The sequence below is a fragment of the Tautonia marina genome (assembly GCF_009177065.1).
In the GTDB taxonomy this organism is placed as follows: Bacteria; Planctomycetota; Planctomycetia; order Isosphaerales; family Isosphaeraceae; genus Tautonia; species Tautonia marina.
Genome location: NZ_WEZF01000012.1, coordinates 203,923 through 216,740, shown reverse-complemented (window position 1 = coordinate 216,740; position 12,818 = coordinate 203,923). Strand labels below are relative to the sequence as shown.

Below are 12,818 nucleotides of genomic sequence, written 5' to 3'. Positions count from 1 at the left end.
TCACTTTTTGATCGGGTCGGCGCGAAAAAAAGGGACGATTGGGCCTGGCGAGCGGTGAGGATTGGAGCGGAATCCCTTCGCCGGGGCTGAGGCCACGCGCGTTCCCATCAACGTCGGGAGAGGATTCGACCCCAGCGAGGGGGGACGTCGAGGGTCAGGTGCCCATTGCGCACCGAGAAGAGAGCGCCGGGGGCGAGTTGATCCTCGAATTCTTCCCCCTCGGCGGCCGAGAGGGGTAGATCGAGCGTTGCCGAGGTTTCGGAGGCATTGGACGCGACGATCACGCGGTCGTTCTCAAGGGATCGCTCGAACGCCAGGTGTTCGGAGGCAACGAACACTTGCCGATAGGTGCCTTGGCGCAACGCGGGCAATCGCCGACGGATGGCGGCGAGCTGGGCGATGACCGGAGCGAGGTCGGGATGGCGGCCAAGGGCCTGGGCTGCCTCGGGAGTGGGCAAGGGAGGCCGAAGCGGCCGGTCGTCGCCGTGGACCCGAACCCCTTCGATCCCCCACTCGCTGCCCGCGTAAAGGGACGGTACGCCGGGCATGGTGAACAGCAACAGGTGAACAGGTTTCAGGTGCGCCGGTTCCCGGAGCGTGCTGGCGATGCGGTTGACATCGTGGTTATCGACGAAGTTGTAGGTCGTCAGATCTCGATAAAGGCCGCCGTCGCCAAACTGGCGGTCGAGGGAATGGGCGATCTCAAAGAGATTGCGGTCGTTGTGGCTAGAGTAGAGCCCCTTGTAGCACTCGTAGTTGGTGACGGCGTCGAGCAGGCCGGGGCCGGCGATGCGGCGGTAGTCGCCGTGAATGGCCTCGCCGAGCAACCAGAACTCGGAGTGGATCCCTCGGCAGAACTCGGCCAGAGCGCGGAGGAAGTCGGGATCGAGGGCGTAGGCGACATCGAGGCGGAGGCCGTCAATGGCGAAGCGATCGATCCAGGATCGGATGGTGTCGAACAGGTGGTCCCGCACGGCAGGGTTGGAGAGGTTGAGCTTGACCAGGTCGAAATGCCCCTCCCAGGCATCGTAGGAGAAGGGATCGCCGAGGGGGCTGCGCTGGGAGAAATCGACACCGGAGAACCAGTCGCGATAGGAGGATTGCTCGCCCTGCTGCTGGAGGTCGCGGAAGGCCCAGAAGTCTCGACCGACGTGGTGAAAGACGCCGTCGAGGATGACGCGGATGCCTTGGTCGTGAAGCGCGGCGGTCAGTCCAGCCAGGGTATCATCGGTGCCGAGGCGGCGATCGACGAGGCGGTAGTCGGCTGTGTCGTAGCCGTGCGAGGAGGACTCGAAGACCGGCCCGAGGTACAGCGCATCCACCCCGAGCCATTGGAAGTGGCCGATCCATTGTCGAAGCTGATCGAGGCGGGGATTCGGCGGGGATTGGAAGTCGTTGACCGGATCGGCTCCGCACTGGCCGAGGGGGTAGATGTGAGCGAAGACGGCATCCTGGGCCCAAGATCCTGGCATGATCGTCACCGTGGCAGCGGGGAAATCGGTGATAGGTCAGCAATTGCGATGCCGGACGCGGGAACGTTCACCGCGCGATCCGGGAATCGACGGGCACCAGGGCGGTGAACAGGTCTCTGAGTTCCTCATCAACGGTTGCAGGGTCATCGACGGTTGCGGCGATGAGGGCTCGGATGGCGTCTCGGTAGCGTTTGCGGAGGCGATGGGCGGCAACCTGAACGGCCCCCTCGCTCATGCCGAGGGATTCGGCCACCGCGAGGAAGCCGCCGGGAAGCGACTCGCCAGCGAGGGTCGGCTCCAGCCGGTCAAACAACTCGGTCTTGCCTGAACGGTGATAGTCGTCGCGGAGAGCGTTGAGGGCACCTTCCAGAATCGAGAGTGCCCATCGTCGGTCGAAGATCTGTTCGGGAGTCAGTGTGTCGGTCGGTTCGATGGTGTAGCGGCGTTCGGCGTCGATGGCGTCGATCGAGAAGGGGGCCGGACCTCGAACGGCCTTGTGGCGACGATCCTTGCAGAGGTAGTTTCGGCAGCAGGCGAGCAGGAACGAGCGAAATCGCCCGCGGGAGGGGTCAATCGATTGGAAATCGTTGCGGCGGAGGAGTTCGGTGAAGAAGCCCTGGGTCAGGTCGGCGGCGTCGTCGGGCGTGTGGCCCCAACGACGGATAAAGGTGTAAACGGGAAACCAGTAGGTTTTGCAGAGGGTGGCAAGGGCTTCCTCGGCCCGATCGGAATTGCTACCGGCGGCCAGGACGACACTCCAGCAGGTCGTCTCGAATCGAGGGTTGCCTTCAATCAGCATCGGTCAACCTCGGGAGAGGGCATTCGATCAATAAAAACGCACGCGAGATGGAGTGGCTGCTGGGATGGACAGCCTTTGTAAAGCTGTTCAAGGATGAGGATGAAAGGATGTTCCGAACACAGCGGTCAGATCGAGCGGGTCGTCGAGGGATTTCTGTTGGCGGAGGAGTGCGGTGTAGAGGGTGTTGAGCGTGTCGCGGTGATCGGGAGATGCGGCCAGATCGTGGAGTTGGTGCGGGTCATCGGAGAGGTGGTACAGGCGAGCGATGCGGGCATTGGGATAAAGAATGAGGGAGTAGCCGTTTTGGGTGATCGATCGCTGGAAGTTGATGTAAGCGCCATAAATTGCGCGGTCGGGGGAGGCGGGAGACGCTGAGTTTAGGAGGGGCAGGAGACTGGTAAAGCCCACGTGTTCGGGCACGGAGACGCCCGCCAGTTCGAGGGTTGTGGGCATGATGTCTTGAAGATAAATGGGAGTGGATCGTTGAGCGCCCGAGGGGATTCCGGGGCCGGTGAGGACGAAGGGAACGCGGGTGCTGTGTTCGTAGAGGTTTTGTTTGCCCAGGAATCCGTGGCGGCCGACCGCGAGGCCGTGGTCGGCGGTGAAGATGATGAGCGTGTTGTCGGCCTTGCCGGAGGCTTCGAGGGCGTCGAGGATGCGGCCGATTTGCTGATCCATGTGCGCGATCAGGGCGAAGTATTCTCCCCGGTGGACCTTGACCGCGTGTTCGGTGCGAGGGAAGGGCGCGAGGGCTTCATCGCGGAGTTTCGGGTCGCAGCCGATGGCATCCTTGTAGGGGTATTCGGGCAAGAAATTCTCAGGGAGCGCGACGCGATCGGGGGGGAAGCGATCGACGAACTCCTGGGGAGACTGACGGGGGTCGTGGGGAGCATTGAAGGCGACATACATGAAGAAGGGCGCGTCTCGACCGGAGGCGCGTTCGAGATAATCGAGGGCGTCGTTGGCGGTGACTTCGCTCCAGTGAGTGCCGCCTTCCCAGAAGCCGCCGAAGCGAGGGTCGGAGGGGTCCCAGGGGTCGTCGCCGTTGGGGAGCGGGCGGTTGTAGCCCTGAGGGGTCTGGGCGGGCATGCCGGGTCGGACGTGTCGGGCCACGTCGAAGACCTCGTCGGCCTGGGCGCGGATGTGCCATTTGCCGGTGAAATAGGTTTCGTATCCGGCCTGCTTTAGGAGAAGGGGCCAGAGGCGACCCTCCTGGCCTTCCTGGGCGGTCGATTCGTAGATGGACCGAGCGTCCCAGAGGGTTCGGCCGGTGATGAGCATGCAACGGCTCGCCACGCAAATCGCGCCGTTCCAGCCCCCCATGTTATAGGCGCGGTCGAAGGAGGTTCCTTGCTCGTAGAGGCGGTCGATGTTCGGGGTTTCCACGTCGAGGAGGCCACGGGCGCCGATGGCTTCAAACGAGTGATCATCTGCGAACAGGAATAAAATGTTTGGAGGTTCGCTTGAAGGGTTGCCCCAGGAGCGTTCCCCAAAGGTGATGAGCAAGGTGGCGGTGATCAGAGCGGAAAGCCAGGAGCGATGCATGCCGAAAACCCCGGTTCGAGTGCGAAAGGAGAGGCGGGTTTCGACTGTTACTCTATCGCAGGACGTCCCTTGACTGAACATGGTTTCGCAACGATTCTTGAATCTCTTCAGGAGATGCCGGGGCCGAGGCGGATCGTCTCGGGGGAGGGCAAGCGAGTCTGCCGTTGCTCCTGTCGTCATCAAGGTGGGTCATTTTTTGATGGATGATCGTTCGACAACGGTTCGGGAGTTGATGGATCTCGTCCTCCACTTTTCGAGGGATCGAGACTGGGAACAGTTTCACCACCCCAAGGACCTGGGGCTTTGCCTGGCCATTGAGGTGGGGGAGGTTCTGGAACACTTTCGGTTTCGGACGGATGAGGCGATTCGCAACGATCTGAACGACCCGGAACGCAAACGGGCCATTGCCCATGAGCTGGCGGATAGCCTCTGGGCCTTGCTTCGGCTAGCGGATGTTTGCGAGATCGACCTGGCCGCGGCGCTCAAAGAAAAAATCGGGCTCGCCGCCGAGAAATATCCGGTCGATCGCTCCTCTGGGCGAGCGGATAAGTACACCGCCTATGTTCGTGCCGGCGAGAATGACGCAACCGAGCGGAGCAGATCGCAGGATACTGGTCCGAAGAAATGACCGCGTAAGGATGTCAGATTGGAGATGAGGATTCGGGCTGTCATTGCTTCGTTGCGAGCAGCGCGAGGGTGGCCCAGGCGGTGGTGGAATAGTGCTGCGCGTCGCTTTCGCTGCCGGACGGTCGGGTGGTTTCGGGCCAGCCGCCGGAGGGAAGCTGGGTGGCGATGAGGTAGGAACGACCGCGCTGCAGGTGTTCTCGGGTGTCCGTTGAGGGGGCGGCTGCAAGGGCAAGGACCGCCAGGGCCGTGTCGAAGACCTCGGGAGGGGAGGTTTCGTAGGGGCCCCAACCGCCGTCGGGGGATTGAGCGCGGAGGAGGAGGTCGAGGGCCTGGCGACGGCGATCGGGAGAGGTTTCTGTTCCCAGGTCATGCTCATGAAGGAGCGCAACGGAGGCGTCGAGCGTGGTGCGGATGGGACGAGCGCGGAGCCAGTGATCGGCGGCGGCGATCGGGTCGCGGTAGCGGTCGGGGTCGGTCGTGGCCAGGATCCGACGGGCGGTGAGGGCGGTGAGGGACCAGCCGTACGTGGCGGGAGATCCGAGGGTGTCGGGGCCGTCGATCGGCCAGGAGCCGTCGGGCTGCTGATCGGCCGCCAGTTGATCGGCGGCGGTGGTCAGGGCGGATCGGGGATTCGGTGCGAGGTCGGCCGCGACCGCCTCGGTGAGTGCCCTGGCGAACTGAAGGCGGGCCAGGCGTTTATCGCTGAAGGTGCCCTGGCCGCCGTTGTCGTCCCAGAGGTCAGGCTGAAGGAGCCATTGAATGGAGTCGGTCGTGGCCTCCGGCGGAACCTCGAACCCGAGGGAGGCGGCGCGGAATAGAGCGTGCGCGCCGTCGCCGTTGTGATGACACGAGGCGCAGCCGTTCTCAGGACGCCAGCGGGGGACCTCCTGAGCGAGGTAGCGGATGGCACGCACTTCAGGAGGATCGGCCGGCGCGGGGGCGGTCGGGGCGAGGAGAAGGGCGAGAACCGAAAGGGGAATCATGGCCACGGGTCGCACTCAATCAATAGGGTTTGAAGGGTCCGCGCCGGATTGGGATTGCAACGTCGTCTCAGGAGCCGCGGGACAGGAACGAGGGCCGGGGGAGCCGCGGGCGCTGGCGGTTGGGTAACGGGGTGCCGGTTTCTCGATCGAATTCATCACCGCTGAGAACGGCGGGGGAGAGATCGTTGGTCTGTTGCTTCCAGGTCTTCAGGGTGTCCCGCATCGCTTGAAGCAGGGGTTCATGCTGAGGATTGGATGCAAGATTGTTCAGTTCGTGGGGATCGGTTTGCAGGTCATACAATTCTTCGGTGGGCTTTGGCGCGGTGAAGCAGGCGAGTTGATGGGGGGTGAGCTGACCCGCGTCGCGGAGGCGTTTCATGGCGTCGAAGGTGGGGCTGCGAACGGCGTCGGCGGGGGGAGTCAGCGGCATGGGGGCGTCTTCGTTAAGGATGTACTTGTAGCGATCGGAGCGAACGGCACGCTTGCGGGCGGCGTAGTCGTGCCAGTTGTGCTCGGCAAAGGCGTGGGAGCGGGGTGTCGCCTGCGGTTTCTGAAAAAGGATCGAAATGTCGACACCTTGAAAGGATGGCCCCGGCTCGATGCCTGCGAGGGAAAGGAACGTGGGGGCCAGGTCGATCGAACTGACGAGCGATGCGGTGACGCTGCCGGGAGCGATCCGGCCGGGCCATCGGGCAATCAGGGGGGTGCGGATGCCGTCGTCGTAGACGGTAGTCTTGCAGCGGGGGAAGGGACGGCCGTTGTCGCTCATGAAGAGGACGAGGGTCTGGTCGGCGACCCCCTGGCGTTCCAGTTCGTCGAGAACGAGGCCGACGAAGTGGTCGAGGCGGGTGACCTCGTCGGCGTAGCGGGCCAGGTCGGCGCGGACCTCGGGGCAGTCGGGCAGGAAGGGGGGGACGACCATGGCGGCGGGGTCGTGCGGATCGGGGATGGTGTCATCCTGGTAGTCGCGGTGGGGGTCGAGGGCGGCGAGCCAGAGGAAGAAGGGGCGATCGCGCGGGCGGTCTTGCAGGACGGGGACCCATTGATCGCAGCCGGCCTGGGCGGCTCCGGCTCCTTCAAAGGCGAGAGCGTTTGGATCAACCTTCTCTGCCTCGTCGCCTGAGGGGAGCTGAAAGCCGCGGGGGTTGGCCTCGCGGACCTCGTCGAAGCGGTCCTTGACGGCGTTGCCGAGGTGCCACTTGCCGGCGGCAGCGGTGTAATAGCCTGCTTGCTTGAGCAATTCCACAAAGGTGATTTGATCGGCGGGGAGGGGCCAGTGCAGTTCCTCGGCGCCGGTGTTGTGGGGGTAGCGGCCGGTGATGAGGCTCGACCGGCTGGGGCTGCACGAGCTGCAGGTCAGGAAGGCGCGATCGAACCGCATGCCTTCGCGGGCGAGGCGGTCGAGGTTCGGCGTGCGGATGGTCGGGTGGCCGTAGGGGCCGGTGTCGTCCCAGGAGAGGTCATCGGCGATCATCAGGACGATGTTCGGGGGGGAAGGGGTGTCGTCGGGGGGGCTTGCGAATGCCGGAGCGGCGAGCAGCACGGGGAGGACCAGCGGAAGGCATCGAACGCGCCGGATCATGACGGATGTCTCTCGATGGGGTTCCGGTGAGCGGGAGAGGTCTCGATCGGATTCAATCAAGGAACACGAATTCGTTGAGGTTAAGCAAGGCGAGGCAGAAGGAGTGCCAGGCTGCCTCATTGTGATCGTTCACATAACGCGATGCCAGTTCGCGTTCCGAAGGGGCGGGCTCGCGGCCGAGGGTGAGCAGGAAGGCGAGGCGGATGCGAGCTGCGGGATCGGGCCCGGTGCTGCGATCGAGGCGCTCTGCCAGGGCTGAGGCGGCGTCGTGCGCCAGGCGATCATTGAGCAGGGCGAGGGCCTGGGGGGCGATGGTGGTGACGTCGCGGCGGGGGCAAGAGGCGTTGGTGTCGGGACGATCGAAGGCCTCGAAGAACGGATAGCGGAGATTGCGGCGGATGAAAACGTAAAGGCTTCGGCGGTTACGCTCGTCGGGCGTAGGGGAGACGGGCCAGATGGCCCCCTGGCTGCTGAGCTTGGTCAGTTCCTCGGGAAGCTCGGGGAAGATGGGGGGGCCGCCCTGGGCGGGGTTGAGCAGTCCGGAGGAGGAAAGCAGGGCGTCGCGGATGGCCTCGCCGTCGAGGCGGCGGCGGTTCTGGCGCCAGAAGAGTTCGTTGTCGGGGTCGATGGCGTGGGAGTCGGGGTCGAATTGCGAGGACATCCGGTAGGCCGCGCTGGTGACGATCAGGCGCTGCATGCGTTTGATGCTCCACCCCTGGTTCGGAAGCTCGGTGGCGAGCCAGTCGAGCAGTTCCGGGTGGGAGGGGTACGTCCCCATGACGCCGAAGTCGCTGGGGGTGGCGACGATGCCGCGGCCGAAGTGGAGCTGCCAGAGGCGGTTGACGAACACGCGGGCGGTGAGGGGGTGGTCGGGTTGCGTCAGCCAGGCAGCCAGGGCCGAGCGGCGGCCGGTGGAGTGGTCGGTGGGATTGATGCGGGGAGCGTTCGGGTCGAGTTGGCTCGGGAAACCGGGTTCGACTTCGGGGCCGGGCTTACCGTACTGGCCGCGGAGGAGGAGGTGGGTGGGGGCGGCGTCGGGGCTGTCCTCGACCAGGACGCGGGCGACGGGCAGGGGGGGAGGGCCGGCGTCGTTGAGGGCGTCGAGTTGGGTGCGGAGGGTGTTGCGCTCGGCGAGGCGATCCGGGCCGAGGGCGGCGTCGAGCTGGTCGGGGTCGATCCGGGGGTCCTTGGCGAGGGCGTCGTAGACAATGCGAATCTGATCGGGGGTGCGGTCCTCGGCGGGGGTGGCGAAGGCGTTTTGGGTGTTGGGCCTCGGGTCGCGGGGGGGGCCGGGGGCGAGTGTTTCGCGGGGGTCGGCTTCGAGCCGGAGGATAGCCGCGCGGAGTGCGGCGAGTTCGCCTTGCCAGGAGCGGACGGCGGCGTCGTGGCTGCGTTCCTGGGCGGGGGTGGAGACGGGGTAGGCGTCGTCGAAGCGAGCGGGAGTGAAGAAGGCCTGGAGGCGGTAGAAATCGACCTGGGAGAGGGGGTCGAACTTGTGGTCGTGGCAGCGGGCGCAGCCGATCGTGAGGCCGAGGACGGCGAGGCCGGTCGTCTCGGTGATGTCGTCGAGGGCGATCTGGCGCCGCTCGCCCTGGTCGTTCATGTCGACCATGTCGGGGTAGCAACGGTGGAAGCCGGTGGCGACGGCGGCGGCGGGGTTGTCGGGCTCCAGCTCGTCGGCGGCCATCTGGAGGGCGAGGAAGCGGTCGTAAGGGAGGTCGTCGTTGAAGGCCGAGACGACCCAGTCGCGGTAGCGCCACATGTCGGGCCGGGTGTGGTCGAACTCGAAGCCGTCGGTGTCGGCGTAGCGGGCCAGGTCGAGCCAGTGCTGGGCCATCCGCTCGCCGTACCGGGGGGAGGCGAGGAGGCGGTCGACCTGGGCTTCGTAGGCGAAGGGGGACGGGTCGTCGAGGAACGCCTCGACCTCCTCGGGCGTCGGCGGCAGGCCGGTCAGGTCGAACGTCAGGCGGCGGAGGAGGGTGGCGCGATCGGCCTCGGGGGCGGGCGGGATGTCGAACGCCTCCAGCTCGGCGAGGAGGAAGTGGTCGATCGGGTTGCGGGGCCAGGAGGCGTCGGCGACGGCGGGGATTTCGGGGCGAGTGGGGGGGAGGAAGGACCAGTGATCCGTTTCATCGGCGGCGGTAATTGCCGAGAAGGAGGAGAATGCCATGAGGATCGCGGCGAGGTGCGTTGCTGGCCTAAGCATGAGACGTCCTCTCCGAATCAATGGCCGGGGTGGGCTGAAGTGATTCATTGGGCGAAGGGAAGGCGCGAGGAGCAACGGAGTATGACTTGCCAGGAGTGCGTCAGACGAGTGTAAAGATATAGATTTATATGAATGTTAATGGGTCATGTGATCCGTTGTATCACACTGTAGTTATTGTCGTCTCGCCATGCTTCCACCCAAGGCTCGGAGTCCGCAAAAGTCCAAACGATGAGTTGTTTCTCTACCATCTCGTCCCAATCGCCCTCGGGCCACGGCATATGCCACCCACCCAATACGGCGTAGGCATCGCCGCTGAAAAGCGGCAGTTGGCTCTGATATTTACGCTCATATATGCCTGTGGCAGTGCGGTCGGGAAAGTTATCGTTGTAGCCCCATTCGGGCTCCCAGTTGTTCGATGTTAGCCAACGCCTTACTTCAGATGAGCCGAACTTGAAGACGGCCTCAAGTGGGGGTAGCGAGGAGTCGGGATGGGCATACAACCTAAGACCTTCGGAGGCTTCAGAGAGAATCCGTTCGTCATCGATAGCCACAATGCCCGACGTGCAGTCGTCCTCATTCGTGTAGATGCTGAGACAGCCCGGAGACTTGCTCCTGCCGTCTGGGATGTACTGAGTGCCGATGCTGAGCCAGTGGCGATACGGGCCGTCTCCGCACGGGATAATCCCGTCGCCTCCCCAGATGCCTGCGAGATGTTCGCCCGTCGAGCGGAGGTACACACAGGGCCGGGCCAATCGCCGCCCTTCGTCGATCAGTTGGTCACCAGTCATCTTATCTGTCCCTGTCCACCTGCAAGGTCAACTCTGCCAACTGAAAATCATGACATCGAGCTTTCAGTCGTATAGGGTGTGTCGAATCCACGAAGACGCACCCTATCTCCTACCCACTCGCCGGTGCGTCTTCGCGGACTCGACGCACCCTACATCACTCACGTTGTGAGATTGCTACTATCGCGTCCGTGGCCGCTTGTCGGAGCTCCTCCTCCCCATGCTCGATGATCATGTTCAGTGCTGGGACCGCAACCTTTGCCTCAGGCCCGAGCAATTCGAGTGTGTGCACAGAATTGAGTCGAACTTGGGGTGAATCATCTTCCAAGGCATCAACAAGAGGAATCACGGTTTGCTTTAATAGGAGATGTAAGCTTTTGTCGAATGCGAGATCATAGAGAGCATGGGCCGCGAGTGCTCGGGTACGCCAATAATTGTCTCTCAATGCCTCAATGAAGAGAGGAATCGTATCAATCGGGGGAAGATTGTGCCGCAACGCATCAATCGCTTGCCACCTGATCTCTCCGTCAGGATGTTGCAGCATCTCCACCCAATGAGAGGTTGGCTGACCGTTCCATAAGGGATCCGTATTTCCCATATTCTTCTCCATGATTTTGTTTTTGGCGCTGTGTCCTGAGAATCTCGTTTGGCTCCGTGGAACCCAGGCGGGCCGCCTGGGGCCAAGATGGCCCCAGCCACCCCGGGGAGGGATCATCGCCACTGCGAAGGCAGCGGCATGATTGGGATGGGCATCGTCGCGACGGGTAAGTTGCCCCGAATCAGCATGGGGTCCAGGTCGCCCGGGACAAGGATGGGCATTCCATCAATTGCGGAAACCTCGATCTCGCCCCGGTGCGGCTGGGGGGCAATGGGGAAAACCGGGTCGTTCGCCGCCAGGGCGGTTCGTGACGAAGGAGAGGGGGCTTCGGCGTCAGGAGGCATCGCTTCCTGAACCGGGACCCCTGCGACCATCGGCAACGGGATCAGGATTCCCAGGCAGGCGACGAGTCTGAGGTGACGTGACACGGGAGGGTCCTCCACGAAGAGAAGGTGTCATTGTTTCCCCGTTGGCCGATCACGCCAGGATGGGCGTGACGACGGTGCCGGCGACGTCGGTCAGGCGGTGCTCGCGGCCGTTGTGGAAGTAGGTGAGGCGGGTGTGGTCGAGGCCGAGGAGGTGGAGGATCGTGGCGTGCAGGTCGTGGACGTGCACGCGGTCCTGCTCGGCGCGGAGGCCGACGGGGTCGGTGGTGCCGAGGAGGGTGCCGCCCTTGATGCCGCCGCCGGCGAGCCAGGTGGTGAAGCCGTGGGGGTTGTGGTCGCGGCCGGTGCCGCTCTCGGACATGGGCATGCGGCCGAACTCGCCGCCCCAGATGACGAGCGTGCGCTCGAGCAGGCCGCGGCGCTTCAGGTCGGTGAGCAGGGCGGCGACGGGTTTGTCGGTTTTGGCGCACATGGAGGCGTGGTTCGTTTCGACGTCGTTGTGGGCATCCCAGCCGGTGAAGTCGCCGGAGTAGAGCTGGACGAAGCGGACCCCGCGCTCGACGAGGCGGCGGGCGAGGAGGCATCGGGTGCCGAAGTCGGCGGTGACGGGGTCGTCGAGGCCGTAGAGGCGGCGGGTGGCGGTGGTCTCTCGGGAGAGGTCGACGGCCTCGGGGGCGGCGGATTGCATCCGGTAGGCGAGTTCGTACGTCTGGATGCGGGCGGCGAGGTCGGAGTCGTCGGCGCGGGGTTCGAGGTGGCGGGCGTTGAGGGCGCCGATCAGGTCGAGCATCCGGCGCTGTTCGGATCGGGTGAGGGTGCCCTCGGGGGGGCGGAGGTTGAGCAAGGGGTCGTCGCCGGATCGGACGACGGTCCCCTGATAACTCGCGGGAAGGAAGCCGTTGCCGTAGGCGGGGGGACCCCCTTTGAGGCCGCCGGCGGGGTCGGGCATGACGACGAAGGCGGGGAGGTCGCGGTTCTCGGAGCCCAATCCGTAGCCGACCCACGAGCCGAGGCTGGGCCGGCCCATGAGGATCGAGCCGGTGTTCATCTGGTAGACGGCCTGCGGGTGGTTGACGCTGTCGGCCCAGCAGGAGCGGACGACGGCGAGGTCGTCGACGCATCGGGCGGTGTGGGGCAAAAAGTCGGAGACGGGGATGCCGCTGTCGCCGTGCGGGCGGAAGGTCCGCTTCGTGCCGAGCAGGGGGTTCTGGCCGACCTTGCGGCGGGTGGCGACGGGGCCGAAGCTCTCGGGGAGGGGATTACCGTGCAGGCGCTGGAGGTCGGGCTTGGGGTCGAAGGTTTCGAGGTGGCTCGGGCCGCCGTGCATGAAGAGATAGATGACGGCATCGGCCTTCGGGGAGAAGTGGGGGGCTTTCGGGGCGAGGGGGTCGGGAGAGGGGTCGGAATTCGCCTGCGCGAGGTCCTGTTGCAGCATCCAGGCCAGGGCGAGGAGGCCGAATCCGCCGCCGGAGTCGCGGAGGAAGGCGCGGCGGGAGGTGGCGGGGGCGATCGGGATCGGATTCGCGTTTGCGTTCGCGCCGAAAGGCCGGATCATGGCGGACCTCGTCGAGAGGAGAGGAACAAGAGGCGAAGGACGGGCGACCGCTTCGAATCACGTTACCAGGTGGTTTGACGAGGGGACATCATCTTTTTGAGCCGAAGCCGCGATCGGGCGATGGCTTTCGGGAGCGGATTTTGAGGGCCGGATCGCGCCAGGCAGCCCATTTCAGGACCGATCTCGTTTGATTGTTGTTGGATTTCGGTTGCCAACTGGTTAAGATCATGGTGTGGCATTCGGCCCACGCTCGTTGTTGCTTTTTGACGACCGAAAGAAG

At 64.5% G+C, this 12,818-nt stretch carries 11 protein-coding genes; 1 reads left to right on the top strand and 10 read right to left on the bottom strand.

The window, feature by feature from the left end; all coding sequences use genetic code 11:
- Window positions 1–107: 107 nt before the first annotated feature.
- The 3 genes from GA615_RS16075 to GA615_RS16065 all read right to left on the bottom strand — a co-directional run bounded on the left by GA615_RS16075 (window position 108) and on the right by GA615_RS16065 (window position 3,816).
- Complete coding sequence (locus GA615_RS16075) at window positions 108–1,472, bottom strand: alpha-amylase family glycosyl hydrolase (protein WP_152052330.1); 1,365 nt, start codon at window positions 1,470–1,472, stop codon at window positions 108–110.
- A 67-nt stretch (window positions 1,473–1,539) separates the two neighbouring features.
- Window positions 1,540–2,271 carry an RNA polymerase sigma factor gene (locus tag GA615_RS16070; RefSeq protein ID WP_152052329.1) on the bottom strand — a complete coding sequence of 244 codons (732 nt, stop codon included), beginning with the start codon at window positions 2,269–2,271 and terminating at the stop codon, window positions 1,540–1,542.
- 87 nt (window positions 2,272–2,358) lie between these two features.
- Entirely contained in the window at window positions 2,359–3,816 is a 1,458-nt protein-coding gene (locus GA615_RS16065) for a sulfatase-like hydrolase/transferase (protein ID WP_152052328.1), read from the bottom strand.
- A 199-nt stretch (window positions 3,817–4,015) separates the two neighbouring features.
- On the opposite strand from GA615_RS16065, the gene GA615_RS16060 reads away from it, so the two are divergent.
- Window positions 4,016–4,444 (top strand): nucleotide pyrophosphohydrolase, encoded by a 429-nt coding sequence (locus GA615_RS16060; RefSeq protein ID WP_152052327.1) that lies wholly within the window; start codon window positions 4,016–4,018, stop codon window positions 4,442–4,444.
- Between the two features lie 40 nt (window positions 4,445–4,484).
- Here the strand turns inward: GA615_RS16060 and GA615_RS16055 are convergent, their stop codons facing one another.
- From GA615_RS16055 to GA615_RS16025, 7 genes are all read right to left on the bottom strand, one after another.
- Entirely contained in the window at window positions 4,485–5,426 is a 942-nt protein-coding gene (locus GA615_RS16055) for a prenyltransferase/squalene oxidase repeat-containing protein (RefSeq protein WP_235905507.1), read from the bottom strand.
- Window positions 5,427–5,493: 67 nt separating this feature from the next.
- Complete coding sequence (locus GA615_RS16050; protein ID WP_152052325.1) at window positions 5,494–7,008, bottom strand: sulfatase family protein; 1,515 nt, start codon at window positions 7,006–7,008, stop codon at window positions 5,494–5,496.
- 52 nt (window positions 7,009–7,060) lie between these two features.
- Window positions 7,061–9,214, bottom strand: coding sequence for a DUF1549 and DUF1553 domain-containing protein (locus GA615_RS16045; RefSeq protein ID WP_235905499.1), 2,154 nt, complete (start codon window positions 9,212–9,214; stop codon window positions 7,061–7,063).
- 143 nt (window positions 9,215–9,357) lie between these two features.
- On the bottom strand, window positions 9,358–10,002 hold the full coding sequence (locus GA615_RS16040; protein ID WP_152052323.1) for a hypothetical protein: 645 nt from the start codon (window positions 10,000–10,002) through the stop codon (window positions 9,358–9,360).
- A 154-nt stretch (window positions 10,003–10,156) separates the two neighbouring features.
- On the bottom strand, window positions 10,157–10,609 hold the full coding sequence (locus GA615_RS16035; RefSeq protein ID WP_161602375.1) for a HEAT repeat domain-containing protein: 453 nt from the start codon (window positions 10,607–10,609) through the stop codon (window positions 10,157–10,159).
- Window positions 10,610–10,710: 101 nt separating this feature from the next.
- Window positions 10,711–11,025 (bottom strand): hypothetical protein, encoded by a 315-nt coding sequence (locus GA615_RS16030; RefSeq protein ID WP_152052321.1) that lies wholly within the window; start codon window positions 11,023–11,025, stop codon window positions 10,711–10,713.
- Between the two features lie 49 nt (window positions 11,026–11,074).
- The gene (locus GA615_RS16025) at window positions 11,075–12,538 is read right to left on the bottom strand and encodes a DUF1501 domain-containing protein (RefSeq protein ID WP_152052320.1); all 1,464 of its coding nucleotides are present in this window, start codon (window positions 12,536–12,538) and stop codon (window positions 11,075–11,077) included.
- Window positions 12,539–12,818 lie beyond the last annotated feature (280 nt).